Raw genomic sequence first — 26215 nt, 5'->3', positions numbered from 1 at the left:
AGGATTGCGGGGCGCATCGCCTTGTCGGGGCGCCCCGTGCCAAATTCGCAGCATCCATAACCCGCATCTCGCGCCGACCGGATCACCCTGCCGATGAAGCTGCCAAAATCCCTCAAGTCCGCGGCCAGTGCGGTCGTCTTCGTGGCCCTGTTCGCCGGCTATTACTGGTATGAGCATCGTCCCCATCACACCGCCGAGGAGCCGCCGATGCAGGCCCAGGTGCTGGTGACCAAGGCGGTGAAGGCCTGCTTCTCAGATCTGGTGCGCGTCACCGGCTTCGTCGTGGCCCGCCGTGAGGCGGTGGTCGGCGCCGATCAGGAAAGCTCGCGGGTCATCGACGTCCTGGTCAAGGAGGGCGACACCGTTACCGAGAACCAGGAGCTGGCGCGCCTGACGCCGTCACCGCCACAGCCGGGAGCGCCGGCGGCGGCCGCGAACCGGCCGGTGTCGCTGCGCGCGCCGGCCGCAGGACTCGTCACCGAGGTCCGCACGATCGCCGGTGCGCCGGCCTCGCCGCAGGCCGGTCCGATGTTCCGCATCGCCGTGAACAACGAGCTGGAGCTCGACGCCGAGGTTCCGAGCGTTCATCTCCTGAAGCTCGGCACGGGCGCGCCGGTGCGCATCACTCGCGACAACCTACCCGACATTGTCGGCCGCCTGCGCGTGGTGGCGCCGCAGGTCGACCGGACCACCCAGCTGGGCCATGTGCGCATCGCGCTGACCAGCAATCCGTCGCTCAAGCCCGGCATGTTCGCGCGCGCCAATATCGATGCCCGGCGAAGCTGTGGCGTCGCCGTGCCCAATACGGCGATCGATCATCTCACCATCCAGGTCGTGAAGGGCAACACGATCGAGACCCGCCGGGTGCGGGTCGGCCTGGTGTCGGATACGGCGAGCGAGATCCTCGACGGGCTGACAGAGGGAGAAATCGTGGTGGCCGACGCCGGCAGCTCGCTGCACGATGGCGACCAGATCAAGACCATGTTTGCCGAAGACATCGATCGCACGCGGGTACGCTGATGGCACTGAACATTTCGGCATGGTCGATCAGGAACCCGCTGCCGTCGATCCTCTTCTCCATCATCCTGCTGATCCTGGGCTGGATGAGCTTCACCAAGCTCGCGGTCACCCGGCTGCCGAACGCCGACATTCCGGTGATCTCGGTCGCGGTGGCGCAGTTCGGCGCGGCGCCGTCGGAGCTTGAATCCCAGGTCACCAAGATCATCGAGGACGGCGTCTCCGGCGTCGAGGGCGCGCGCCACATCCAGTCGCTGATCACCGACGGCCTGTCGGTGACGACGATTACGTTCGCGCTCGAGACCAACACCGATCGCGCCATCAACGACGTCAAGGACGCCGTCACCCGGGTTCGTTCCGACCTGCCGCAGAACGTCACCGAGCCGCTGATCTCGCGCGTCGACAAGATCGGCCTGCCGATCGTCACCTATGCGGCGATCTCACCGGGCAAGACCCCGGAGCAGCTGTCGTTCTTCGTCGACGACGTCGTCAAGCGCGAGCTGCAGGGCGTGCGCGGCGTCAGCCAGGTCGAGCGCATCGGCGGCGTCGAGCGCGAGATTCTGGTCTCGCTCGATCCCGACCGGCTGCAGGCCATGGGTCTCACCGCCGTCAATGTCAGCCAGAGTCTGCGCGGCACCAATGTGGACGTCGCCGGCGGCCGCGCCGAGATCGGCAAGAACGACCAGGCGATCCGCACGCTTGCCGGCGCCAAGACGCTGAACGAGCTGTCCAACACGATGATTCCCTTGTTCGGCGGCGGCGAGGTCCGGCTCGCCGATCTCGGGACGGTCACCGACACGATTGCCGATCGGCGCACCTTTGCGCGCTTCAACGGCGAGCCGGTGGTCGCGCTTGGCATCAAGCGCGCCAAGGGCGCCAGCGATGTGGTCGTCGCCGCCGCGGTCCAGAAGCGCATCGACCAGGTCAGGGCCGCCCATCCCGACGTCGAGCTGAAGCTGATCGATACGTCGGTCGATTTCACCAAGGGCAATTACGAAGCGGCGATCTCGACCCTGTTCGAGGGCGCGATCCTGGCCGTCATCATCGTGCTCTTGTTCCTGCGCGACTTCAGGGCCACGGTGATCGCGGCGATCTCGCTGCCGCTGTCGATCTTTCCGGCCTTCTGGGCGATGGATATTCTCGGCTTCTCGCTGAACATGGTGTCGTTCCTGGCGATCACGTTGTCGACCGGTATTCTCGTCGACGACGCCATCGTCGAGATCGAGAACATCGTGCGCCACATGCGGATGGGGAAGTCGCCCTATCGCGCGGCGCTCGATGCCGCCGACGAGATCGGGCTCGCGGTCATCGCGATCAGCCTCACCATCATCGCGATCTTTGCGCCGGCGAGCTTCATGTCCGGCATCGCCGGACAGTTCTTCAAGCAGTTCGGCATCACCGTCTCGGTGCAGGTGTTCTTCTCGCTGCTGGCGGCGCGCTTCGTCACGCCGATGCTGGCGGCCTACTTCCTCAAGGACCACAAGCACGACGATCCGCCGCCGGGGTTCATCCTGCGTGCCTATCAGCGCATCGTGACGTGGTCGGTAAAGCACTACTTTGTCACGGTGCTGCTCGGCATCGGGATCTTCGCTGCCTCGATCTGGAGCACGACGCTGCTGTCGCAAGGGTTCTTGCCGGCGCAGGACGCGGCGCGATCGCTGCTCGCGATCGAGCTGCCGCCAGGCGCGCAGCTCGCCTACACCGAGAAGGTCACCGAGGACATCGTCGCGCGCCTGCGCAAGCGGCCCGAGGTCCGCAGCGTGTTCGTCGACGGCGGCCGGCTTCAGGGCGCGATGGAGGTTCGTCGCGCCGGAATGATCGTCAACTACACGCCGAAGACCGAGCGCAAGATTACCCAGAAAGAGCTCGAGCTCGAGATCACCAAGGATCTCGAAACCATTCCGGACATCCGTTTCTGGTTCACCGACGAAAATGGTCTGCGCCCGATCAAGCTGGTGCTGACGGGCTCGGATCCCAAGCTGGTCGACAACGTTGCGAGCGAGCTCGCCTCGCAGATGAAGCGGATTCCGATTATCTCCAACGTGGTGTCGGACACTTCGCTCGACCGGCCGGAGTTGCGGGTGCAGCCGCGCGCGGATCTGGCGGCACGTCTGGGCGTGTCGACCGAAAGCCTGTCGCAGACGATCCGCGTCGCCACGATCGGAGATGTTGGACCTGCGCTGGCGAAGTATGACGCCGGCGGCCGGCTGGTCCCGATCCGGGTGCAGCTCGAGGACGCGGCGCGCAGCGACGTGAAGATCCTCGAACAGTTGCGGGTGCCGCTCGGGCAGTACGGCGAAAAGGGCGGCGTGCCGCTGGCCGTCGTCGCCGACATCAAGCTCGACCAGGGCCCGACCAGCATCAGCCGCTACGATCGCGGGCGGCAGGCAACCGTCGCCGCCGACCTCGTCGGACTTGCGGCGCTCGGCGATGCAACCAAGCAGATCGACGAGCTGCCGGTCAGAAAGAGCATGCCGGCCAGCGTCAAGCTGATCCCGTCCGATGATGCCGAGAGCCTGAACGAGCTGGCGTCGGGCTTCATCACGGCGATCACGGCGGGCCTGATGATCGTCTACGCCGTGCTGGTGCTGCTGTTCGGCACCTTCCTGCAGCCGATCACGATCCTGTTCTCGCTGCCGCTGTCGATCGGCGGCGCGATCGCCGCGCTGATGCTGACGGGCAAGCAGCTCACCATCCCGGTCTATATCGGCATGATGATGCTGATGGGCATCGTCACCAAGAACGCGATCATGCTGGTGGAATTCGCGGTCGAGGCGATTCATGCCGGCGTCAGGCGTGATGAGGCGATCATCGATGCCGGCATGAAGCGGGCCCGTCCGATCGTGATGACCACGATCGCGATGGTCGCCGGCATGATGCCGAGCGCGCTCGCGGTCGGTGCCGGCGGCGAGTTCCGCTCGCCGATGGCGCTCGCCGTGATCGGCGGCCTGGTGTTCTCGACCGTGCTGTCGCTGTTGTTCGTGCCGGCGATGTTCCTGGTGATGGACGATGTCGGCGCGTTGTTCGCCCGCCTTGGCCGCAAGCTGATCGTCTCTTCCGGCGATGCCGCCGACGAGGCGCAGTCCGGCCATGGGTCGGAGCCGGCGCATCAGCCAAAGCCGCCGCCGGCGATGTCGCCGGCAGCGGAATGAGATGACGTACCAGAACGAGCTGTTTCAGTTCGCGGTCGAGGGCATGCGGCGGCGTGCGCTGAGATCGAGACCCCCGCTCGGGGCGCCGTCGACTGGCGCGGCGGTCTCAGGCGGCACGATCAGGGCAACGAAGCCCTGGCTGGCGCCTTCCAGGCCGAACAGCTTGGTCCGGAGCGTGAAATCGGCCCGCACCGAACGCCGCGCCTGCGCCGCCGCGGCTTGCATGCCGGAGATGCAGGAGATGTCGGTGTCGTAGCACAGCGCCGCCCAGCCCTGCGCAGTCAGCGCTTCGGACGGAGGTTGCAGCTCATGCGGGTGCACCAGCGCCATTTCATAGTGCGGATGGTCGGGACTGTAGAACGCTGCGGCAAAGGCGAGGCCGTCATCGCCGCCGACGGCGGGAAGGACGCCGTTCGATGCCGTCTGCCACAGGCGGTCCAGCTCGGTCACGGCCGGCTCATAGAAGTTGCGACCCTCGTTCAACGGAACGTAGTTCCGGTACACTGCATGGAGGGGCGCCACGACGGTGGCCGCGAATGCGGCGATCGCGATCGTCGCCACGGCGAGATTGATAGTGATGTCGCGGGGGGCGTGATAGCTCGCGCCACACACGATCACGATGACGAACAGGAAGACGCCCTGCAGGCCCCACAGCGGCGGCATGTCGGTGCCGAACACGATCGAGACCAGTGCGGGGAACACCACGGTCCCGATGCTGATCATCGCCAGCAGCCGGAGTCCGGAGTCGAGGCTGAGCGCATCGTTCAGCACGCGGGTGGGGCGAGGCCGCGTCATGGCGAGCCATATGAGGCCGGGGATACCGGCGATGCCGGCCATCGCCAACAGGAAGCCGCTGCCCTCGACCAGGGCGGCCACGGCGGTCTTGCCGACGTGATGCTCGATTGCATGCGAGAACGGCTGGGCGCCGGTCGTGGCCAGCCAATAGATATGAGGCGCCAGCGCGACCAGGCCGGACAGCGCCGCGATCCACGGCGCGGGCGAGGTGAAATAGGCCCGACGCTCGCCGTGGCACAACGCTGCGACCGCAAAGCTCGCGATCAGGAAGACCGAGTAGTACTTGCCGAGCATCGCGAGCGCCCCGGTCAGGCCGACCGCGATGGCCCAGCCGACGTGACGCGTCTCGAACGAGCGCAGGAAACACCACGTCGAGAGCGGCCAGCTCGACAGCAGCACGGCGTTGGCGTTGAAGCGCTGCGCATGCAGTTGATAGACCGGCAGCAGCATGAGCAACAGCAGTACGACCAGCCGCTTGTCACCGCGCGCGAAACGCCGGGTGATGAGGTCGACGGCGAAGAGGCCGACGGCTGCGTTGGTCAGCGCCAGCAGGTTGAACGACCAGTTGGTCAGCGGAAACACGGTGGTCCAGGCCCACGCCGCCCAGCCCATCAGCGGCGGATGCTTGGTCGAACCCCAGTCGAAGCTGCGTCCAAGCGACCAGGTCTCGATCACGTCCTGGTGGAGATCGCCCCCGAGATAGGCGATCGAGAAATACACCATCCAGACCGCGACGAACCCGATGATCAAGGCCGGAACGGCCCAGCCGTCCTCCACGGCGTCGATCCAGACCGCGAGAGCTCTGCGCCAACGGCCAACAGAACCACTGGCCTCGATGGCGATTGCCGGCAACGCAAGACTCATGACGTCACTTCCAACCACGCTTGCCTGGCGCGCAAAGCTCCACCCCGCGCGCCGCCGCGCGCGAGCAAATGGAACTCTCCGCTGCCGGATTGAACCCTGTTAGAATTGTTAAAAAGAGTTCATGTCGCAAATTGTGAGGCGTGGTGGCCCAATTGCGATCATGTTTGGCCGATGCTGATACGAAACGATGCATGGCGGGCGGTTCCCGCCATGGACCGGACCCGCAATCGACAAATTTGCGGTGAGCGACGCTGCGCGCTCGGCCAATTAGTCGTTGCGTGCGATCGTGTTCAGCTTGGTCAGGTCATGCAGAAGGATGCGGCCGCGTTGCAGATCCAGGATCTTGTCCTTGCGCCAGGCCTGCAACTGGCGGTTCACGCTTTCACGCGCCGCGCCGACGAAGATGCCAAGCTGTTCCTGCGAGATATGAACCTCGGAGCCGAAATCCTCCGCCAGGGCGCACAGCCGGCGTGCCAGCCGGACCGGCAGCGGCTGCAGCACCGATTCCTCCATTCGCTCGCTCTGCCAGCGGATGCGCTGGCACAGCAGCTGAATGATCCTGATCGCCACCTTGGGCTCACGTTCCAGGAAGCTGAGGAAATCCTCGCGGCGAAGCACGAACAGTTCGGTCGCTTCACCGGCGGTGGCGTCGGCCGTGCGCTCCTGCCCGTCCAGCACGGCGACCTCGCCGAACAGATCGCCGGGCCCCATGAAGTTAAGCGTCAGCCGGCTGCCGTCGGTGGCACCGGTCTCGATGCGAATCTGGCCGCGCCGCACCCCGAACAGGGCATTGCCGGGGTCGCCCTTCTGGAACAGCACCTCGCCCGCCGACAGATGCTGGGTGTGGCAGAGGCTCGAGATTCGCTGCAGCTCGTCCGCGCCGAGGTCGGCGAACATCGGGTTCATCTTCAGAATGACCGCAAATTCGGCCTGCTTGCTCATCACTATACCTTCGGCAACGGTTCAAAGCCTCAGTTACAGAAACCCCCCGGGCGGAAGTGTGTCATAAGTCACATAATGACGCACGGGCTTCCGACTATTTTGGTCGCGCTGGGAGCGGTCTTCGTTCCGAGAAAATTTCGGATTGAACCGGGTCGGCATTGCCGCACGCTAACCCGTGGAGACCGCTCGCGCCTCGCGCTTGGGACATCGACATGAAGGCATTGAAGATCGCAGGCGGTTTGATTGGCGCCGTCATCGTCGTGCTGGCTCTGGCGCTGGCTTTTGGACTTCCGGCGAGCTTCCTCACGGTGGCCATCCAGGACCGCGTCGAGCGTGACACCGGCTATCGCCTGAGCATCGCCGGCTCGGCGAGCGTCAGCCTGTGGCCGTCGCTGCATGCGACCCTGACGGACATCACCCTGCAGGATCCGAAGGAGCGGGACGGCAACAATCGGCTGACGATCGGCAAGCTGCAGGCCGACATGGCGCTGTCGAGCCTGTGGTCCGGCCGGCCCGACATCGGCGAGATCATCATCGACAAGCCCACACTTTATCTGCCGCTGCTGCGCGAACGGCTGCGGGACAATGCGCCGCGCAGTCGTGCCTCGGCGAAGTCGGAAGCGGCGCCTGCGGCCCGGATCGAACGGATCACCGTCAGGGACGGCGCCGTCATCCTCTCCAACCCGCGCGACCGCGTCGAGAATCGACTCGAGGGCATCGGCGCGACGGCGTTTCTGTCCGATGGCAAGGTCAAGATCACGGGTACGGCCCGGGCCGGCGACCGTCCGGTGACCTTCGACCTCACAGCGGCCGCGCCCGCGCTGCCTATTGAGCGCCAGACGCTGCCGGTCGATTTCAAGATCGACATGGCTTCTGCATTCCGCGGGAGTCTTGCCGGCCGCGCCGACGTTCGGCTGAATGGCCCGGTGGTGATGATCAACGGCCTCAGCGGCACGCTTGGCGACGGCGATTTCAACGGCTGGGCCTCGGTCGATCTGGCGAGCAAGCCGCTGGTGAAGGTCGATCTCGACGTTCGCCGGCTCGACTTGGGAGCGCCTGCCGCGCAGGGCTCTGCCGCCGCGTCGGGATGGAGCACGGCGGCAATCGACTTGCGGGGTCTGAACTACGTCGATGCGCGCGTGAAGCTGTCGGCGACGGATGTCGTTCTCTCCGGGGCTCGCCTCGGTCCGCTCGATCTCGAAGCCTCGCTGGCCGGCGGCCTGCTGAAGGCGACCGTCGCCAATCTCGGCGCCTATGAGGGGCAGGCCAGTGGCGAGGTCGTGATCGACGCCTCCACGGGCAATCCGGCCTATGCGATGCACTGTGATCTCGTCGGCATCCGGGCGCTGCCGCTGCTCTCGAGCGTCGCCGGATTCGACAAGCTCGAAGCGCGGATGCAGGGCAAGCTGGCCTTGCGCTCCAGCGGCGCCAGCCAGCAGGCTCTCATGAGCAACCTGAGCGGCTCGGCGTTCCTGCTGTTCCAGGACGGCGCGATCCGCGGCATCAACGTTGCGCAGATGATCCGCTCACTGACGTCCAATCCGCTGTCGGGATGGCAGGATTCGAAGGAACTGACGACCGATCTCACGCAGCTCTCGGCCTCGTTTCAGGTCGAGCGGGGACAGGCCGCCACCAGTGACCTCAACCTGGTCGGACCGCTGGTCAAGGTCGCCGGTACGGGGACGATCGATCTGGGGAATCGGGCGCTGGCGATGCGGGTCGAGCCGAAGCTCGTGATGACGACCGAGGGGCAGGGCCGCACCTCGGAGCCGATAGGCCTCGGGATTCCCGTCGTCATCGACGGCCCCTGGAGTCAGCCGCGCTTCTACCCCGACATGGCCGGCATCCTCGACAATCCGGATGCTGCCTACGCCAGGCTCAAGCAGATGGGCCAGGGCCTGTTCGGCAAGGACGGGGTCGGGCTGAACAATTTGATCAACGGCATCGGCGGCCTCATCGGAAATTCTGCGCCCACCGGTGCTGCTGGTCCGAACGGCGCGCCGTCAACGGCAGCCCCGAATGCGCAGGCCCCGGCGGCCGGCCAATCCGACCTGCTCGGCGGCGATCTCGGATCGGCGATCGGCAATCTGATTCAGCAAGGACTGCAGGCCGCGCAGCCGCAAGCCAAGAGCCGCGGCCGTACGCTGGTTGCGCCCCAGGACGGCGCTGTTTCTCGGCCTCCGGGCGACGCCGGCCGGGGCGCGGCAGAGGCCGCTCCCGCCGAGCCCGTGCAGGACGGTGCGCAGGACAGCCAGCCGATGAACGACGTTCTGAAGCGCATCTTCAATAGGTAATATATAGCCGCGATCGACCGAGCCCGCGGAGGACCTCCCCGAGCGGTGGATGCGATTCAGGGCCAGCCGAGCAATAACGAGTTGGCGCGGGGGCGCCCGGCATGGGCGCCGCTGTGCATGCCATTCTGTGCTAAACGGGTGCCGGCGACGGAGCGTCTCGCACCCGAGCGGCCCCGCCTCCAAAGTGTTGCTGCCGCGAGGACGGCAGCGGACGCGCTTGTCCGAGGCTGACCTCGGCGATGATGCGCGTGAGGGGTCCGGATGAACGAGGTCGAGAACAGAGGCTGGTCGTTGCGGCAGGGCCTGTTCGCCAAATACGTCGTGTCGCTGGTCGGGCTCGTCGTGTTCGTCCTGGCCGTGAATGGCGCGACCGAAACCTGGATCAGCTATCAGTCCACCAAGGCGAGCCTGACCGCCGCCATGGCCGAAAAGGCCAACGCCAGCGCCCGGCGGATCGATCAGGCGCTCTCGGATCTGCAGCGACAGATCAGCTGGGTGACGCGGGCGAGCGCCAATACGCTGGAGCTCCGCCGCGCCGACTATGTACAACTGCTGAGTCAGGCGCCGGCTGTGCGGCAGCTGTATCAGCTCGACGGCCAGGGCCGGGAACAGCTCCGCGTGTCGCGCACCTCGATCTCGTTTGCCTCGGGCAACGACTTGTCACGCGATCTGCGCTTCACCGACACCGTCACGCACGGAAGCAATTTCTCCGCCGTGACCTTCAAGGGCGCGCAGCCGATGATGTCGATCTCGGTCGCGCATTCCGGCTTCAATGCCGGTGTGACTGTGGCCGACATCGACCTCGACTTTCTCGAAGACTTCATGACCGAGGCGCAGATCGGCAAGGTCGGCACCGCCTACGTGATCGATCCGCGGGGCCAGGTGTTGGCGAGCTCGGCGAGGGGACCGGCGGTCGGTCAGGACCTCTCCGAGCTGCCGCAGGTCGCGGCGGTGCTCACGCCGGATGGCGAGCCGCTGGCCTCCGGCACCGACGGCGAGGGGCACGCGGTGCTCTCGGCGGCCGCGACGCTGCCCAAGCTCGGCTGGGCCGTGTTCTTCGAGCAGTCCACGGCTCACGCGCTGGCGCCGATCCGCGATCAGCTGTTGCGCGGTGCGCTGTTGATCGCGCTCGGCCTTGCGGTTGCGATCCTCGCGGGCTCGGTGCTGGCGCGACGCATGCTCGTCCCGATCACCGCGTTGCGCGCCGGCGCGCGCAAGCTCGGCGCCGGCGATTTCGCCCAGCGCATCGAGGTGAGGACGCATGACGAACTGGAGGAGCTCGCCGATCAGTTCAACAGCATGGCCGGCCAGCTCGCGCAGTCCTATGCCGTGCTGGAAGCCAAGGTCGAGGAACGCACGCGGGATCTGGCCCAGTCGATCAATGAGCTGAAGGTGCTCGAGGAGGTTGGCCGCGCGGTGGCCTCCTCGCTCGATCTCAATGCGGTGCTGCCGACGGTGGCGGCCCGGGCACTGGAGATCACCAAGACCGACGCCGTGCTGATCTATTCCTATGAGGCCGCCGAACGCCGCTTCAGGCTGGTGGAGGCCAAGGGCGTCGACCGGGACGGCCCGCACAATGTGCTGGACGAGCGGACGAGCCTGCTCTCCGACTCCGTGCGCAGCGGCGAGCCGATCGCGATCGCCGAGCTGGAAAACGCGCCCGATCACCCGCTGCGCGACGTCGCGGTTGCCGCCGGCTTTCACGCCGTGCTGTTCACGCCGCTGGTCGATCAGCAGGGCGTGCTCGGCGCGCTCGTGGTGCTCCGCCGGTCGGCCGGTACGTTCCCGCCGAACCTGATCGGACTGATGCGAACGTTCGCCAACCAGGCCGTGCTGGCGATGCGCAACGCACGACTGTTCACCGAGGTCGATCAGAAGGGCCGCGAGCTCGCGCTGACCCACGCGACGGTGCAGCAGCAGGCCGAAAAGCTCACCGAGCAGACCGAGCAGCTGCGCGAATGGAACAAGTCGCTCGAGGAGCGCGTCGAGAAGCAACTGGCGGAGATCGAGCGGATCAGGCGGCTGGAGCGCTTCCTGGCGCCGCAGGTGGCGCAGATCATCGCGTCGTCGGACGGCCATGATGCGCTGCTGGAAAGCCACCGCCGCGAGGTCACGGTGGTGTTCTGCGATCTGCGCGGCTTCACAGCGTTTACCGAGACGACCGAGCCCGAAGAGGCGATGAACGTGCTCCGTGAATATCACGCCGCGCTCGGCAAGCTCATCTTCAAATATGAGGGCACGCTCGATCGCTATGCCGGCGACGGCGTGATGATCCTGTTCAATGCGCCAATCCCGTTCGAGGACCACACGACGCGCGCGGTGAAGATGGCGCTCGAAATGCGCGACGAGATCGGCCAATTGACGGAGCGCTGGAAAAATCGCGGCCACAGCCTGGGGTTCGGCGTCGGCATCGCACTGGGATATGCGACGCTCGGCCAGGTCGGCTTCGAGCACCGGCTCGAATACGCCGCGATCGGCAGCGTCACCAATCTCGCCTCGCGGCTGTGCGACGAGGCAAAGGCAGGCCAAGTGATCGTGTCGCGCCGGGTGTTCGGCGTCGTCGAACAGTCGGTCGATGCCAGGCCGATCGATGACCTGCATCTCAAGGGCTTCAATCACCCGGTGCTGGCGATGGAGATCTTGCGCTGGCGGGGGGAGGGCGCCGACGTGGTCGAAGTCGAGGAGCGGCGGCGATCGTCGGCGACTAACAAGTAGGGCGGGCAAAGGCGCGTGGCGCCTTGCTCGTCGTCGACGGCAGTCTCGCGCGCCCCCGTGCCCATCGCTGTCATTTGACGAAGGGTGGTGGGCACCGGTCGCCTTCGGCGCTTTGGCCACCCGACGAAGCTCGGCTCAATAGGCCTGCTTCGCATCGGCCTCCTCGCTGGTCTGGATCAGATCGAGGCTTGCCTCGATCTTGCCGATCAGGCGGTCGAACGTCTTGCGCTCGTCGGCGGACAGGCATGCCATGATTTCGCGCTCGCGCTGCTGCAAACGCGGGATCAGCTCCTCGTACAGCGTCTTGCCCTTACGTGTCAGGCGCAGACGGAACTCGCGGCGATCCTCGGCGTTCTCGACGCGCTCGATCAGCCGCCGCTCCAGCAACGACGTCACGGCCCGGCTGATGGTCGATTTGTGCGTGCGGGTGCACGCTGCGACATATTGCGCGCTGCAGGCCTCGCGGCGGAAGCCGAGCGTCGCCAGCACGCGCCATTCCGGAATGTCGAGCCCGTAGCGCTTCCGATACTCGACGGCGAGCGCCGCGCTCACCTCGGCGGCCAGACGGTTGAGCCGAAATGGCGCGAACTTGAACAGGTCGAGCCGCTCGTCGTCCTGCGGCACTGCCGCATTTCGGTCATCCTCGACCGGCTTCGCCTGCCGCCTGGACGCCGCGGTAGATGGCTTCGCCAAGATCGCGCTCCGATTTTTGAGTTGACGCGGCCGAAGCCGTCGGCTTTAGAATAGTTGCAGGTGAGACTATCTGGCAAGACGGCCAGATGCCTCGCCCGAGGAAATGTCGGTCGCTTCGAAAGTCGTCGCTTCGAAAGTCCAAGAAAACCACAAGGCGAGCAAGCCATGGTGCAGGCCAATCCGGGGCAGGGCGCGAGCCAGGCGAAGGTTCAGTTCGGCTATCATCGGCACGAAGACCAGGATCAGGCCACGCCGGCCGCGCATCCGGTCGTCGTCGTGGGTGCGGGTCCCGTCGGGCTGTCGTTTGCCATCGATCTTGCGCAGCGCGGCCATACGGTCGTGGTGCTCGATGATGCCGACCGGATCGGCGAGGGCTCGCGCGCGATCTGCTTCTCCAAGCGCTCGCTGGAATATTGGGATCGCCTCGGCGTTGGCGACCGGATGGTCGACAAGGGCGTGGTGTGGAACGTCGGCCGCATCTTCCACGGTCCGTCCGAGCTCTATCAGTTCAACCTGCTGCCGGAGCCCGGGCACAAGCGGCCGGCCTTCATCAACCTGCAGCAGTTCTACGCCGAGGCCTATCTCGTCGATCGCGTCAACGCGCTGCCGGCGATCTCGCTGCGCTGGCGCAACAAGGTCAGCGCGCTCGAACAGCGCAACGATCATGTCGTGCTGACGATCGAGACGCCGGACGGCCCCTATCGGCTGTCGGCGCAATATGTGATCGCCTGCGACGGCGCGCGCTCGTCGCTGCGCCAGATGGTCGGCGCGGGTTTTTCCGGCAAGGTGTTCGAGGATCAGTTCCTGATCGCCGACGTCAGGATGACGGCCGAATTCCCCACCGAGCGCTGGTTCTGGTTCGATCCGCCGTTCCATGCCGGGCGCTCGGCGCTGTTGCACCGGCAGCCGGACAATGTCTGGCGCATCGACCTGCAGCTCAGCCGCTATGCCGATCCCAACGTCGAGAAGCAGCCGGAGAATGTGCGGCCCCGGATCGCGCGCATGCTCGGCCATGATCAGTTCGAATTCGAATGGATCTCGCTCTACAAATTCCAGTGCCGGCGCATGGAGCGCTTCATTCATGGTCGCGTCGTCTTCGCTGGCGATTCCGCCCATCAGGTCTCGCCGTTCGGCGCACGCGGTGCCAATTCGGGGCTGGAGGATGCCGAGAATCTGGCCTGGAAGCTCGATCGCGTGCTGCGCGGAACCTCGCCCGCGACGCTGCTCGAAACCTACCATCTGGAGCGAAGCGCGGCCGCCGACGAAAACATTCGCGAATCCACGCGGGCGACGGATTTCATGGCGCCGAATTCGCACCAGGAAGCGCGGCTGCGCAAGGTGGTGCTCGCGCTCGCCAGGGACACCGAATTCGGCAAGCGCATGGTCAATGGCGGCCGGCTGTCGGTTCCCTCGGTCTACCAGACGCCGTTGTCGACCGAAGACGACGAGGCCTGGCACAGTGGCCCTCGTCCGGGAACATCGATGCCGGATGCGCCCCTCGAGACGGCAGACGGACGGCACCTTCACCTTACCGATGCATTCAATGCTCAGGGCCGGCGTTTCACCCTGCTGTCTTTTGCCAATGGTGAGGCGATCGATGTACCCGACGATGTCGGTGTCGTCAGCATCGGCGGTCCGAATGGACTTGCCGATGGCGAGGGTTTCGCGGGCAAGCGTTACGGGGCCGAACCCGGCACCTCCTATCTGCTGCGTCCGGATGGCTATGTCGCGGCGCGCTTCCGGCACCCGAGCCGCGCCGCGATCGCGGCGGCGGTCGCACGCGCCTCCGGCCTGAACTGAGGAAGCCGCAACGATGACGCTCTCGACCGCTTCCAATTTCGCCAAGCCCGACGATGCCTTCCGCGCCATTGTCGAAGCGCATCGCGGCCTCTCGGACCTCGAAAGCGCCGATCTCGATGCGGCGTTGGTCCTGATCCTCGCCAATCACATCGGTGACATCGGTGTGCTGGGCGAGGCGATCGCGCTGGCGAAACGCAGCATGGCGGATGCCGGCCAACAGCAACAACAGCAGCAGCAATAGGCTGCTGCACACACAAGGAATGAAGTGATGGCGAAGGGTTTCGCATCGACCACGGATCTCGCCGAGAAGAAGGTCACCTTCTCGGAGATCGGCCCGGATCTCTATGCTTTCACGGCGGAGGGCGATCCGAACTCTGCGGTGATCGTCGGCGACGACGGCTGCATCGTGTTCGACGCGCAGGCGACGCCGGCGATGGCGAACAAGGTGATCGAGCGGGTCAGGACCGTGACCGACAAGCCGATCAAATATGTCGTGCTGTCGCACTATCACGCCGTGCGCGTGCTCGGCGCCTCGGCCTATCATGCGCAGGGCATCGTCGCCTCGCAGGAGACGCGCCGGCTGATCGTCGAGCGCGGCCAGCAGGATTGGGACTCCGAATACGGCCGCTTCCCGCGCCTGTTCCAGGACGCCGAGAGCATTCCCGGCCTGACCTGGCCGACGCTGACCTTCGAGGGCGAGATGACGATCCATCTCGGCAAGCGCGAGGTGCAGCTGATCCAACTCGGCGCCGGCCACACCTCCGGCGACATCGTCGCCTGGGTGCCGGACGCCGAGGTGATGTTCTCCGGCGACCTGATCGAATATCACTCGGCCTGCTATTGCGGCGACGCCTATTTGCGCGAATGGCCGTCGACCTTGAACGAGATCCGCGACTTCAATCCCAAGGCGATCGCGCCCGGTCGCGGCGATGCGCTGAAGGGCGAGGCCACCGTGCGCGAGGCGATCGCCATGACGCGCGACTTCGTCACGTCGCTGTATGGCGCGGCCGAGATGTCGGTCGCGAAGGGACGCAGCCTGAAGGAGTCGATGGCGGCGACGCGCGAGGTGATGGATCCGAAATTCTCGAGCTTCGCCATCTACGAGCACTGCCTGCCGTTCAACGTGTCGCGCGCCTATGACGAGGCCAGCGGCATCGACGATCCCGTGATCTGGACCGCCGAGCGCGACCGCGAGATGTGGGCCCGCTTGCAAGGAGAAGGATGATGAACGTCAACACATCGCCTGACCAGCTCAACCGCGCCACCGGGCAGGTGACGCCGGGCTACATGTCCGGCTTCGGCAATTCGTTCGAGACCGAGGCGCTGCCCGGCGCGCTGCCGATCGGGCGCAACTCGCCGCAGCGCTGCGCCTACGGGCTCTATGCCGAGCAACTCTCGGGTTCGCCGTTCACCGCGCCGCGCGGGTCCAACGAGCGCTCCTGGCTGTATCGCATCCGTCCGTCGGTGAAGCATTCCGGCCGCTTCGCCAAGGTCGATGCCGGGCTGTGGCGCACCGCGCCCTGCCACGAGCAGGAGATCACGGTGCAGCAACTGCGCTGGGATCCGACACCATTGCCATCGGGCGATGTGACGTTCCTGCAGGGCGTGCAGACCATGACGACGGCCGGCGACGCCGCGACGCAGGCCGGCATGGCCGCGCATGTCTACGTCATCACCAAGTCGATGGTCGACCAGCATTTCTACAATGCCGACGGCGAGCTGATGTTCGTCCTGCAGCAGGGGCGCCTCAAGCTCGTCACCGAGTTCGGCCGCATCGATGCGGAGCCCGGCGAGATCGTCGTGATCCCGCGCGGCGTCAAGTTCCGAGTCGAGATCCCGGCGGGGCCGGCGCGCGGCTATCTCTGCGAGAACTATGGCGGCGCCTTCACGCTGCCGGAGCGCGGACCGATCGGCGCCAACTGCCTCGCCAATGCCCGCGACTTCCTGACGCCGGTCGCCTCCTACGAGGACAAGGACACCCCGACCGAGCTCTACGTCAAGTGGGGCGGCGCGCTGTTCAAGACCGAGCTCGAACATTCTCCGATCGACGTCGTCGCCTGGCACGGCAACTACGCGCCCTACAAATACGACCTGCGCACCTTCTCGCCGGTCGGCGCCATCGGCTTCGACCATCCCGATCCGTCCATCTTCACCGTGCTGACCTCGCCGTCGGAGACGGCCGGCACCGCCAACATCGACTTCGTGATCTTCCCCGAGCGCTGGATGGTGGCCGACAACACCTTCCGTCCGCCGTGGTATCACATGAACATCATGTCGGAGTTCATGGGGCTGATCTACGGCGTCTACGACGCCAAGCCGCAGGGCTTTGTGCCGGGTGGCATGAGCCTGCACAACTGCATGCTGCCGCACGGGCCGGATCGCGAGGCGTTCGATCACGCCAGCAATGGCGAGTTGAAGCCGGTCAAGCTCACAGGCACCATGGCCTTCATGTTCGAGACGCGCTTTCCCCAGCGCATCACGAAGCATGCGGCGGAGTCCGGCACCTTGCAGCCGGACTATGCCGATTGCTGGAACGGGCTCGAAAAGCGCTTCGATCCGAACCGGCCGTAGCCACGACCTCCGCCGTCATTCCGGGGCGCCGCGCAGCGGCGAGCCCGGAATCCATAACCACGATCGGCCGTGGGGATGCAAAGCTCGGCCACAACCACTGTGCCCCACACATCTGCCCGTTGCTATGGATTCCGGGCTCGCGCTGCGCGCGCCCCGGAATGACGAGCGGAGACATGGTCCGAACTCAGGAAGACAACTGTGCCCCACCCCAACGATCCCTCGCTCCGCTCCTTCATCCCGGTCGATCCGGCCTCGGACTTCCCGATCCAGAACCTGCCCTACGGCGTGTTCTCCGCCGCCGACTCGCCGAAGCCGCGCGTCGGCGTGGCGATCGGCGACGTCGTCCTCGACCTCGCGGTGCTCGAGGACGAAGGCCTGCTCGATCTGGCGCCGGCCTATGAGGTGTTCGCGCAATCCTCGCTGAATGCCTTCATGGCGCTCGGCCCCGCCGTGTGGTCGAAGACGCGGGCTGCGATCAGCGCCCTCTTGCGCCAGGACAATCCGCGGCTGCGCGACGACAAGCCGTTGCGTAGCCGGGCGCTGCTGCCGCGCTCCGACGTTACGCTGCATCTGCCGTTCCATGTCGCCGGCTACACGGATTTCTATTCGTCGAAGGAGCACGCCACCAATGTCGGCGTCATGTTCCGCGGCAAGGACAATGCGCTGCAGCCGAACTGGCTGCACATGCCGATCGGCTATAACGGCCGCGCGTCGACCGTGGTCGTGTCGGGCACCCGAGTGCGTCGGCCGCGCGGACAGCTGAAGCCGCCGGGCGCTGACGTGCCGAGCTTCGGGCCATGCAAGCGGCTCGATTTCGAGCTGGAGATGGGCGTCGTCATCGGCCAGTCCTCGCCGCTCGGCGAGATGCTGACCGAGGCGCAGGCGGAGGCGATGATCTTCGGCTTCGTGCTGCTCAACGACTGGAGCGCGCGCGACATCCAGCAATGGGAATATGTGCCCCTCGGCCCGTTCCAGGCCAAGGCGTTTGCGACGTCGATCAGCCCGTGGGTGGTGACGCGGGAGGCGCTGGAGCCGTTCCGCGTGTCGGGGCCAACGCAGGATCCGACGCCGCTGCCCTACCTGCGGCAGAAGGAGGCGCAGAACTACGATCTCTCCCTCGACGTGGCCTTGCGCGCCTCCGGCAGCAACGCCGCGCAGACCATCGCGCAGACCAATTTCAAGTACATGTACTGGTCGAGCGTGCAGCAGCTGATGCACCATGCCTCGTCCGGCTGCGCCATGAGTGTCGGCGATCTCCTGGGGAGCGGCACCATCTCCGGTCCGGAAAAGCACCAGCGCGGCAGCCTGCTGGAGATCAGTTGGAACGGCACCGAGCCGGTCGAGCTCGCGGGTGGAATCAAGCGCACATTCCTGGAGGATGGCGATTCGTTGGTGATGCGCGGCTGGTGTCAGGGCGAGGGCTATCGCGTCGGCTTCGGCGAGGTGGAAGGGACGATCGTCGTAGCCGAATAGCCGCCATACCCTCCGCAGTCATTCCGGGGCGGCCCGCAGGGCCGAGCCCGGAATCCATAATCACGATCGAGAGTGTGGATGGAGGGCATAGCCACGAATAGCTCGAGCTACACGTTCGCTTGTGAGTATGGATTCCGCGCTCGCGCTACGCGCGCCCCGGAATGACGGGGGGAAGGGCCTAGCGCTCCACCGGCGGCACGTCCTTCACGCCAGCGACGAAGGCAGTTACATCCTCGGCCGAATATTTCAGATGCACGCGCTTGTCCGACGGCACTTGTTTCACCGCGCAGACGCCCGGCCGCCATTCGTGTTCGGGGCGGATCGGCCGCGGCGCGAAGCCGCCACCGCAATTCGGGCAGACGTTGAATAGCTTCGTCTCGACGCAGTTGGCGCAGAAGGTGCATTCATAGGAGCAGATGCGCGCGTCCTGCGCCTGTGGCGGCAGGTCCTTGTCGCAGTACTCGCAGTTGGGACGAAGCTGCAGGGCCATGGTCGTCTCGCCGGGTGATTGAAACAGGTGAGTGTCGCAGAGGTGCCAGCGATGTTGAATGGCGGATTTCCCTCGATTTGCGCCAGGCCGGATCAGCTCGATGGCAGCAACGCCAGCGGCAGCCTGGTGCTCTCCTTGAGACGGTCGAGTACGATCGACGAGCGGACATGCGCCACGCTCTGGTGCGGCATCAGCACGTTGTTGACGATGTCGGACAGGCTCTTGAGATCGCGCAGCACGACCTTGAGCAAATAGTCGGAATCGCCGGTCAGCGCGTAGGCCTCCTGGATGTCGTCGACGCGGTTGACCAGCGCGCGAAACTTCTGCGCATTGTCGGGCGAATGCGTCGCCAGGGTGATCTGGATGAAGGCAATCAGCTCGAAGCCGAGCGCCTGGCTGGCGAGCTGCGCGCGATACCCCGCGATCACGCCGTCCTGCTCCAGCCGCATCCGGCGCCGCGAGCACTGCGAGGCCGACAGGCCGGCGATGTCGGCCAGCTCCTGGTTTGTGAGCCGGCCGTCGTCCTGCAGCGCGGCCAGGATACGGAGATCGAAGCTGTCGACCGAAATCATGCGCCATTTCCTCTGGTCGTGCATGGATCGTGCATATCCAGGCGAAAATGACAATGGTTTGCATGCCCTGTGCGCGGAATTCGGGAGATGATCGGCACATCAAGCTGAAGGAGCTTCCCCCGATGGGTCCATTTCCGCACGATGCGCCTCCTGCCACCATCTCCGCCGACAACCCGATGGGCACGGACGGCTTCGAGTTCGTCGAATATGCGCACCCCGAAGCAAGCGAGCTGCACGCGCTGTTCAAGCTGATGGGCTTCGCCGCGGTCGCGCGCCACAAGACCAAGGCGATCACGCTGTACCGCCAGGGTGACATCAACTACCTCGTCAACGAGGAGCCGGGCAGCCACGGCCACGACTTCGTCGCCGCGCACGGGCCGTGTGCACCGTCGATGGCGTTCCGCGTGGTCGACGCCAACAAGGCTTACGACCGCGCGATCGCGCTCGGTGCCGAGCCGGCCGACCTGCCTGCATCGCAGAAGACCTTGGACGTTCCTGTCATCAAGGGCATCGGCGGCAGCCTGCTGTATCTGGTCGATCGCTACGGCGCCAAGGGCTCGGCCTATGATCTCGAATTCGAGTGGACCGGCGCGCGCGACCCGCGCCCCGTAGGCTCCGGCCTGTACTACATCGATCACCTGACCCACAACGTGCACCGCGGCCGAATGGATGTCTGGGCCGGCTTCTACGAGAAACTGTTCAACTTCCGCCAGATCCGCTTCTTCGACATCGAGGGCCGCGCCTCCGGCCTGTTCTCGCGCGCGCTGACCAGCCCCGACGGCAAGATTCGGATTCCGATCAACGAGGATGCCGGCGATTCCGGGCAGATCGAGGAGTATCTCAAGATCTATTGCGGTGAAGGCATCCAGCACATTGCTTGCGGCGCCCGCGACATCTACGCCACCGTCGAGGGCCTGCGCGCATCAGGCCTGCCGTTCATGCCGTCGCCGCCCGACACCTATTTCGAGCGCATCGAGTCTCGCCTGCCCAAACATGGCGAGGACCTCACCCGCCTGCAGAGAAACGGCATCCTGATCGATGGCGAGGGAGTCGTCGCTGGCGGTCACACCAAGGTGTTGCTGCAGATCTTCTCGGCCAATGCGATCGGGCCGATCTTCTTCGAGTTCATCCAGCGCAAGGGCGACGACGGTTTTGGCGAAGGCAACTTCAAGGCGCTGTTCGAGTCGATCGAGGAAGACCAGATCCGCCGCGGCGTGCTGAAGGTGGAGGCGGCGGAGTAGGCGAAGGAAGCAGGCCGTCATTGCGGGAAGCGGAGCGACGAGCAATCCAGACTTCCGTCTGTCCCTGGAATGCTTGGCTTCGCTGGCAATGACGGCGTGATTGGAGGCAGTTTGCCGCCAAACTCTCAACTGTCGTCCCGGGCCAGCCCGACGGCGCGTAAGCGGCGTTGGGCACCGACTCGGGACCCATACCGCAGGGTGCGTCGATGAGGCACGGCGACAGATAATCGTCGTTTCAGGACGGCCGGTGGTTATGGGTCCCCGCGTTCGCGGGGACGACACTGAGATTGAGGCGACGGCGTAGCCAACTCGTTGACATCGGAACAGTCGAGCAGCGCTCGATCGGCGCTGCTGCAGCGATCGAGCTTTACCGCCCTGCCTGCCAAGCGCTCACCACAGCGCCGATCTCCGTCACCTCCGGCTCGCGGATATTCGACGGCGTCCGCGAGAACCTTGGCGCCGGCGCGGGCTGCGTCACGCCGTGCCGCTCGACGAACACGCCACGCGCGGCCATGTGCGCATGCTTCGGTGCCTCCGACATCGTCAGCACCGGCGCGAAGCAGATGTCGGTGCCCTCCATGATCGCGCACCATTGCTCGCGCGTCTTGCTCTTGAACACCGCGACCAGCTTCTCCTTCAGCGCCGGCCAGGCGCGCGGGTCCATCTGCGCGTCGAAGGCGGGATCGGAGAGGTCGGCATGCTGCCGCAGCAGCGCGTAGAACTGCGGCTCGATCGAGCCGATGGAGATGAAGTTGCCACAGGCGCATTCGTAGACGCCGTAGAAGTGCGCGCCGCCGTCGAGGAAGTTGCGCTCGCGCCCCTCGGTCCAGCGGCCCATCGCGGTGAGGTCGAAGAACATCGCGAGCAGCGAGGCCGCGCCGTCGCACATCGCGGTATCCACCACCTGCCCCTTACCGGACTTCGAGGCTTCGAGCAGTGCGGCAAGCACACCGACGACCAGATAGAGCGCACCGCCGCCGAAATCCCCGACCAGGTTGAGCGGCGGCACCGGCCGCTCCCTGGGTCCGATCGCGGCCAGCGCGCCGGTAATCGAGATGTAGTTGATGTCGTGACCGGCCGCATGCGCCAGCGGTCCGTCCTGGCCCCAGCCCGTCATGCGACCGTAGACGAGCTTCGGATTACGCGCGAGCACGACCTCGGGGCCGAGGCCGAGCCGCTCCATCACGCCGGGCCGGAAACCCTCGATCAGCGCGTCGGCGCCGGCGAGCAGATCGAGCACCTGGGGGATGACCCCCTTGTCCTTGAGATCCAGCTCGATCACCTTGCGGCCGCGGCCGGCGACCGACTTCATGGTCTTGCGCGCACCGACGCGATCGAGCGTCACCACCTCCGCGCCCATGTCGGCCAGCAGCATACAGGCGAACGGACCCGGTCCAATGCCGGCGAACTCGACGATGCGGAAGCCCGCGAGCGGTCCGGTGGCGCGGGTCTCGGTCTGTGGTGCGGTCTTGTCGAGCACGTTGTCTTGTCCCTGCGGTGCTTCGCGCGTGATGAGGTCGATCGGACAGCGGTGGTCGCCGTGACCTTCACCCCTCCGCCTCCAGGGGAGGGTGGGTGTGCTTGGCTGCTGTCCGCATCAATCAAACATCATCGCGCGCGATGCGTTTCCTGATCCTTTGATTGTCCCGCGTGCATCAGGCCAACGCAAGCACGCCGTATGCCGCAAAGCAAAACGGCGCGCATCGCTGCGCGCCGCATGGAATTTGTCGTGCCGTTGCGCGGAATGATCCGCGTCGTGAGGTCAGCCCGCGGCTTGCACCGCGCGCTGCGCCATCACCTTCACCAGATTGGCACGGTAATCGGCGGAGCCGTGGATGTCGCTCAAGAGACCTGACGCCGACACCGTGACCCCGTCGATCGCCGAGGCCGACCAGTTCGACTTCAGCGCCGCCTCGATCGCCGGCACGCGCATCACGCCGCTCTGCGAAGCGCCGGTGGCCGCAACGCGGACGTCGCCGCCCTTCGTCTTTGTGACGAACACGCCAGTGAGCGCGAAACGCGACGCCGGGTGGCGCATCTTGGCGTAGCCGGCCTTTTCCGGCACCGGGAACGACACCTGGGTGATGATCTCGCCGTCCTCCAGCGCCGTCGTGAACAGGCCCTTGAAGAAATCATCCGCCGAGATCGACCGCTTGTTCGTCTTCACGGTGGCGCCGAGCGAGATCAGCGCCGCCGGGAAATCCGCCGCCGGATCGTTGTTCGCGATCGAGCCGCCAATCGTGCCGCGGGCGCGCACCGCGGGATCGCCGAGCACCGAGGTGAGATGGGCGATCGCTGGGATCGCCTTCTTCACATCGGCATTGGTCATGATGTCGTAGTAGGTCGTCGCGGCCTTGATGACGAGCGTGTCGCCCGACAACTGCACCCCGATCAGGTCCTTGATCTTGCCGATGTCGATGACATCGGACGGAGCAGCAAGGCGCTGCTTCATCACCGGGATCAAGGTGTGACCGCCGGCAAGGAACTTGGCTTCGCTGCCCTTGGCGAACAGCGCCGCCGCCTCGTCGACCGAGGAGGCACGATGATAAGTCGTCTGATACATGGTTGCTCCTCCGTTCGATCAGGCGTTGCCGTGGATCGCGTGCCAGACGCGGTCTGGCGTCGCCGGCATTTCCAGCTTGTTGTTGCCGATCGCATCCGTGATCGCGTTGATCACGGCGGCGGATGCGCCGATCGCGCCGGCCTCACCGCAGCCCTTCACGCCGAGCGGATTACCCGGGCACAGGGTCGTGGTGTGGCTCAGCTTGAAGGACGGCACGTCGTCGGCGCGCGGCATCGCGTAGTCCATGAACGATGCCGTCACCGGCTGGCCGTTGCTGTCATAGATTGCGTGCTCGAGCAGCGCCTGGCCAATGCCCTGGACCAGACCGCCATGGACCTGGCCCTCGACGATCATCGGGTTGATCAGCCGGCCGAAATCGTCCGCCGCGACGAAGTTGACGAACGACGTCTTGCCGGTGGCCTCGTCGACCTCGAGCTCGCAGATATAGGTGCCGGCGGGGAAGGTGAAGTTGGTCGGATCGTAGAAAGCAGTCTCCTTCAATCCGGGCTCCATGCCGTCCGGCAGGTTGTGCGCGGTGTAGGCAGCGAGCGCGACCATCGGCAGCGCGATCGACTTGTCAGTGCCGGTCACCTTGAACTCGCCGTTCTCGATGACGATGTCGCCTTCCGAGGCCTCCAGCGCGTGGGCTGCGATCTTCTTGGCCTTGGCCTCGACCTTCTCCATCGCCTTGAGGATCGCGGTGAGGCCGACTGCGGCCGAGCGCGAGCCGTAGGTGCCCATGCCGAACTGCACCTTGTCGGTGTCGCCATGAACGATCGAGACTTGGCTGATCGGCACGCCCAGGCGCTCGGCGATCAGCTGGCAGAAGGTGGTCTCGTGGCCCTGGCCGTGGCTGTGTGATCCGGTGAGCACCTCGATGGTGCCGACCGGGTTGACGCGGATCTCGGCCGATTCCCACAGACCGACGCCGGCGCCAAGGCTGCCGACTGCCTTTGACGGCGCGATGCCGCAGGCCTCGATGTAGCAGGAGAAGCCGAGGCCGCGCAGCTTGCCCTGCGCCTTGGCGGCCGCCTTGCGCGCCGGGAAGCCGGCGTAGTCGATCGCCTTCATCGCCGCGTCGAGCGAGGCGTTGAAGTCGCCGGTGTCGTAGGCCATGATCACCGGGGTCTGGTGCGGGAACTGGGTGATGAAGTTCTTGCGCCGCAGCTCGGCCGGATCGACCTTGAGCTGCCGCGCTGCGGTCTCCATCAGCCGCTCCAGCAGGTAGCTCGCCTCAGGGCGTCCGGCGCCACGATAGGCGTCGACCGGCGTGGTGTTGGTGTAGACGCCCATCACCTCGGCATAGATCGCCGGGATGTTGTACTGGCCCGACAGCAGGGTCGCGTACAGATAGGTCGGCACCGAGGACGAGAACAGCGACATGTAGGCGCCGAAATTGGCGTGGGTCTTGACCCGCAGCCCCAGGATCTTGTTGTCGGCATCGAGCGCCATCTCGGCCTTGGAGATGTGGTCGCGGCCGTGCGCGTCGGTCAGGAACGCCTCGGTGCGATCGCCGGTCCACTTCACCGGACGGCCGACCTTCTTGGAGGCCCACAGCGCCACCATCTCCTCGGGATAGATGAAGATCTTGGAGCCGAAGCCGCCGCCGACGTCGGGCGCGATGACGCGCAGCTTGTGTTCTGGTGCGATGTTGTAGAACGCCGACAGCACCAGGCGAGCGACGTGCGGGTTCTGCGACGTCGTATAGAGCGTGAAATGCTCCTCGGCCGCATCGTACTCGGCGATCGCCGCGCGCGGCTCCATCGCGTTCGGCGCCAGCCGGTTGTTGGTCAATTCCAGGGTGACGACGTTGGCGGCCTTGGCGAAGGCGGCGTTGACCGCCCCCTCGTCGCCAATATGCCAGTCATAGACGACGTTGCCGGGGGCCTCCGGGTGAAGCTGCGGCGCGCCGGGCTTCAGCGCGGAGGGCATGTCGGCGACCGCCGGCAGCTCCTCATATTCGACCACGACGGCCTCGGCGGCGTCACGGGCGAGGTTCTTGCTCTCGGCGATCACGACCGCCACGGCCTGGCCGACGAATCGCACGGTCTCCGGCGCCATCGCCGGCCATGCGCCCATCCTCATCGGCGAGCCGTCCTTCGAGGTGATGGCCCAGCCGCAGATCAGATTGCCGACCTTGTCGTCGACGATCTGCCTGCCCGTGAGCACCGCGACCACGCCGGGCATTGCCTCGGCGGCCGAGGAGTCGATGCTCTTGACCTTTGCGTGCGCGTGCGGGCTGCGGATGAAATGGGCAAAGGTCATGCCCAACAGCTTGACGTCGTCGACGTAACGGCCCTTGCCGGTGATGAAACGCTTGTCCTCCTTGCGGACGACGCTGGCGCCAATGCCTTCCATACCCATGCGAATCTCTCCCCTACCGGAGTTCTATTGTCCCGCCGCGGCCATCGCGCGCAGCGGTCGTGGTCTCGGTATTGCGGTAAACGGCGGCTCTCGCCGGCCTTATTCGGCAGCTTGCGCGACCTTCATCCGTCCGGCAGCGTCGAGCACGGCCTTGACGATGTTGTGATAGCCGGTGCAGCGGCAGATGTTGCCTTCCAGCTCCTCACGCACCGTGCTCTCGTCGAGCTCGCCTCCGTGGCGGTGCACAATGTCGATGGCCGACATGATCATCCCCGGCGTGCAATAACCGCATTGCAGGCCGTGATTGTCGCGGAAGGCCGCCTGCATCGGGTGCAGCTCGTCACCCTTGGCGATGCCTTCGATGGTGGTGACGTTGGCGCCCGCGGCCTGGCCGGCCAGCACGGTGCAGGATTTCACGGCACGGCCGTCGATATGGACGACGCAGGCGCCGCATTGGCTGGTGTCACAGCCGACATGGGTGCCGGTGAGGTTCAGATGATCCCGCAGGAGGTGAACGAGCAGGGTGCGATCCTCGGCCTCGACCGAGACCGCCTTGCCGTTCACCGTCAGTTTGACTGTCGACACGAGTAACCTCCCGATGAATTTTTCTTATTCTGATTAGAAACAGCGCCCTCAGGACTTTGCAACTCGAATTTTCGTCTCTGATGT

The 26215-nt window shown here is 65.7% G+C and carries 19 protein-coding genes; 10 read left to right on the top strand and 9 right to left on the bottom strand.

Features of this window, described 5'->3' with window-relative positions:
- The first annotated feature begins 93 nt into the window (after positions 1–93).
- Positions 94–1020 (top strand): efflux RND transporter periplasmic adaptor subunit, encoded by a 927-nt coding sequence (locus QX094_RS10665; protein WP_316173299.1) that lies wholly within the window; start codon positions 94–96, stop codon positions 1018–1020.
- Entirely contained in the window at positions 1020–4169 is a 3150-nt protein-coding gene (locus QX094_RS10660; protein ID WP_316173298.1) for an efflux RND transporter permease subunit, read from the top strand. The genes QX094_RS10665 and QX094_RS10660 overlap by 1 nt, the downstream gene beginning before the upstream one ends.
- A gap of 24 nt (positions 4170–4193) precedes the next feature.
- On the opposite strand, the gene QX094_RS10655 is transcribed toward QX094_RS10660, so the two are convergent.
- Complete coding sequence (locus tag QX094_RS10655) at positions 4194–5828, bottom strand: glycosyltransferase family 39 protein (protein ID WP_316187911.1); 1635 nt, start codon at positions 5826–5828, stop codon at positions 4194–4196.
- A gap of 267 nt (positions 5829–6095) precedes the next feature.
- On the bottom strand, positions 6096–6770 hold the full coding sequence (locus QX094_RS10650) for a Crp/Fnr family transcriptional regulator (protein WP_316173295.1): 675 nt from the start codon (positions 6768–6770) through the stop codon (positions 6096–6098).
- A 212-nt stretch (positions 6771–6982) separates the two neighbouring features.
- On the opposite strand from QX094_RS10650, the gene QX094_RS10645 reads away from it, so the two are divergent.
- The gene (locus tag QX094_RS10645) at positions 6983–9064 is read left to right on the top strand and encodes an AsmA family protein (RefSeq protein ID WP_316173294.1); all 2082 of its coding nucleotides are present in this window, start codon (positions 6983–6985) and stop codon (positions 9062–9064) included.
- 261 nt (positions 9065–9325) lie between these two features.
- The gene (locus tag QX094_RS10640; RefSeq protein ID WP_316173293.1) at positions 9326–11779 is read left to right on the top strand and encodes an adenylate/guanylate cyclase domain-containing protein; all 2454 of its coding nucleotides are present in this window, start codon (positions 9326–9328) and stop codon (positions 11777–11779) included.
- A 135-nt stretch (positions 11780–11914) separates the two neighbouring features.
- Here the strand turns inward: QX094_RS10640 and QX094_RS10635 are convergent, their stop codons facing one another.
- Positions 11915–12472 (bottom strand): MarR family transcriptional regulator, encoded by a 558-nt coding sequence (locus QX094_RS10635; RefSeq protein ID WP_316187910.1) that lies wholly within the window; start codon positions 12470–12472, stop codon positions 11915–11917.
- Between the two features lie 165 nt (positions 12473–12637).
- On the opposite strand from QX094_RS10635, the gene QX094_RS10630 reads away from it, so the two are divergent.
- From QX094_RS10630 to fahA, 5 genes are all read left to right on the top strand, one after another.
- Entirely contained in the window at positions 12638–14272 is a 1635-nt protein-coding gene (locus QX094_RS10630; protein ID WP_316187909.1) for an FAD-dependent oxidoreductase, read from the top strand.
- A 13-nt stretch (positions 14273–14285) separates the two neighbouring features.
- Complete coding sequence (locus tag QX094_RS10625) at positions 14286–14513, top strand: DUF2783 domain-containing protein (protein ID WP_315750764.1); 228 nt, start codon at positions 14286–14288, stop codon at positions 14511–14513.
- A gap of 27 nt (positions 14514–14540) precedes the next feature.
- On the top strand, positions 14541–15497 hold the full coding sequence (locus QX094_RS10620; protein WP_316187908.1) for an MBL fold metallo-hydrolase: 957 nt from the start codon (positions 14541–14543) through the stop codon (positions 15495–15497).
- The gene (gene hmgA, locus QX094_RS10615; protein ID WP_315750768.1) at positions 15497–16843 is read left to right on the top strand and encodes a homogentisate 1,2-dioxygenase; all 1347 of its coding nucleotides are present in this window, start codon (positions 15497–15499) and stop codon (positions 16841–16843) included. Before QX094_RS10620 ends, hmgA begins: the two co-directional genes overlap by 1 nt.
- A gap of 198 nt (positions 16844–17041) precedes the next feature.
- On the top strand, positions 17042–18316 hold the full coding sequence (gene fahA / locus QX094_RS10610; protein WP_315717010.1) for a fumarylacetoacetase: 1275 nt from the start codon (positions 17042–17044) through the stop codon (positions 18314–18316).
- Between the two features lie 178 nt (positions 18317–18494).
- Here fahA and QX094_RS10605 read toward each other — a convergent pair whose 3' ends face one another.
- Together QX094_RS10605 and QX094_RS10600 are read right to left on the bottom strand one after the other, a co-directional pair.
- On the bottom strand, positions 18495–18806 hold the full coding sequence (locus QX094_RS10605) for a DUF1272 domain-containing protein (RefSeq protein WP_315717011.1): 312 nt from the start codon (positions 18804–18806) through the stop codon (positions 18495–18497).
- Between the two features lie 92 nt (positions 18807–18898).
- Complete coding sequence (locus QX094_RS10600; protein WP_315717012.1) at positions 18899–19378, bottom strand: Lrp/AsnC family transcriptional regulator; 480 nt, start codon at positions 19376–19378, stop codon at positions 18899–18901.
- 122 nt (positions 19379–19500) lie between these two features.
- Between QX094_RS10600 and hppD the strand changes: the two genes are divergently transcribed.
- On the top strand, positions 19501–20619 hold the full coding sequence (gene hppD, locus QX094_RS10595) for a 4-hydroxyphenylpyruvate dioxygenase (RefSeq protein ID WP_315717013.1): 1119 nt from the start codon (positions 19501–19503) through the stop codon (positions 20617–20619).
- Positions 20620–20986: 367 nt separating this feature from the next.
- On the opposite strand, the gene QX094_RS10590 is transcribed toward hppD, so the two are convergent.
- The 4 genes from QX094_RS10590 to QX094_RS10575 all read right to left on the bottom strand — a co-directional run bounded on the left by QX094_RS10590 (position 20987) and on the right by QX094_RS10575 (position 26131).
- Positions 20987–22099 (bottom strand): CaiB/BaiF CoA-transferase family protein, encoded by a 1113-nt coding sequence (locus QX094_RS10590; RefSeq protein ID WP_316173287.1) that lies wholly within the window; start codon positions 22097–22099, stop codon positions 20987–20989.
- Positions 22100–22381: 282 nt separating this feature from the next.
- Positions 22382–23182: a xanthine dehydrogenase family protein subunit M gene (locus QX094_RS10585; RefSeq protein ID WP_316165695.1), complete on the bottom strand. Its 801-nt coding sequence runs from the start codon at positions 23180–23182 to the stop codon at positions 22382–22384.
- Between the two features lie 18 nt (positions 23183–23200).
- Entirely contained in the window at positions 23201–25546 is a 2346-nt protein-coding gene (locus QX094_RS10580; RefSeq protein WP_315717017.1) for a xanthine dehydrogenase family protein molybdopterin-binding subunit, read from the bottom strand.
- A gap of 99 nt (positions 25547–25645) precedes the next feature.
- Entirely contained in the window at positions 25646–26131 is a 486-nt protein-coding gene (locus QX094_RS10575) for a (2Fe-2S)-binding protein (RefSeq protein ID WP_315717018.1), read from the bottom strand.
- Positions 26132–26215 lie beyond the last annotated feature (84 nt).

The sequence above is a fragment of the Bradyrhizobium sp. SZCCHNS1050 genome, from assembly GCF_032484785.1.
Lineage (GTDB): Bacteria > Pseudomonadota > Alphaproteobacteria > Rhizobiales > Xanthobacteraceae > Bradyrhizobium.
The sequence above is the reverse complement of the archived record's forward strand: the minus strand, read 5'-3'. Positions and strand labels throughout refer to the sequence as shown.

Coding starts and splice junctions, on each gene's coding strand:
- QX094_RS10625 (WP_315750764.1), top strand. CDS start 14,286: ATGACGCTCTCGACCGCTTCCAATTTCGCCAAGCCCGACGATGCCTTC.
- QX094_RS10600 (WP_315717012.1), bottom strand. CDS start 19,378: ATGATTTCGGTCGACAGCTTCGATCTCCGTATCCTGGCCGCGCTGCAG.
- hppD (WP_315717013.1), top strand. CDS start 19,501: ATGGGTCCATTTCCGCACGATGCGCCTCCTGCCACCATCTCCGCCGAC.
- QX094_RS10660 (WP_316173298.1), top strand. CDS start 1,020: ATGGCACTGAACATTTCGGCATGGTCGATCAGGAACCCGCTGCCGTCG.
- hmgA (WP_315750768.1), top strand. CDS start 15,497: ATGAACGTCAACACATCGCCTGACCAGCTCAACCGCGCCACCGGGCAG.
- QX094_RS10585 (WP_316165695.1), bottom strand. CDS start 23,182: ATGTATCAGACGACTTATCATCGTGCCTCCTCGGTCGACGAGGCGGCG.
- QX094_RS10645 (WP_316173294.1), top strand. CDS start 6,983: ATGAAGGCATTGAAGATCGCAGGCGGTTTGATTGGCGCCGTCATCGTC.
- QX094_RS10630 (WP_316187909.1), top strand. CDS start 12,638: ATGGTGCAGGCCAATCCGGGGCAGGGCGCGAGCCAGGCGAAGGTTCAG.
- QX094_RS10650 (WP_316173295.1), bottom strand. CDS start 6,770: ATGAGCAAGCAGGCCGAATTTGCGGTCATTCTGAAGATGAACCCGATG.
- QX094_RS10580 (WP_315717017.1), bottom strand. CDS start 25,546: ATGGGTATGGAAGGCATTGGCGCCAGCGTCGTCCGCAAGGAGGACAAG.
- QX094_RS10640 (WP_316173293.1), top strand. CDS start 9,326: ATGAACGAGGTCGAGAACAGAGGCTGGTCGTTGCGGCAGGGCCTGTTC.
- QX094_RS10655 (WP_316187911.1), bottom strand. CDS start 5,828: ATGAGTCTTGCGTTGCCGGCAATCGCCATCGAGGCCAGTGGTTCTGTT.
- QX094_RS10665 (WP_316173299.1), top strand. CDS start 94: ATGAAGCTGCCAAAATCCCTCAAGTCCGCGGCCAGTGCGGTCGTCTTC.
- QX094_RS10620 (WP_316187908.1), top strand. CDS start 14,541: ATGGCGAAGGGTTTCGCATCGACCACGGATCTCGCCGAGAAGAAGGTC.
- QX094_RS10605 (WP_315717011.1), bottom strand. CDS start 18,806: ATGGCCCTGCAGCTTCGTCCCAACTGCGAGTACTGCGACAAGGACCTG.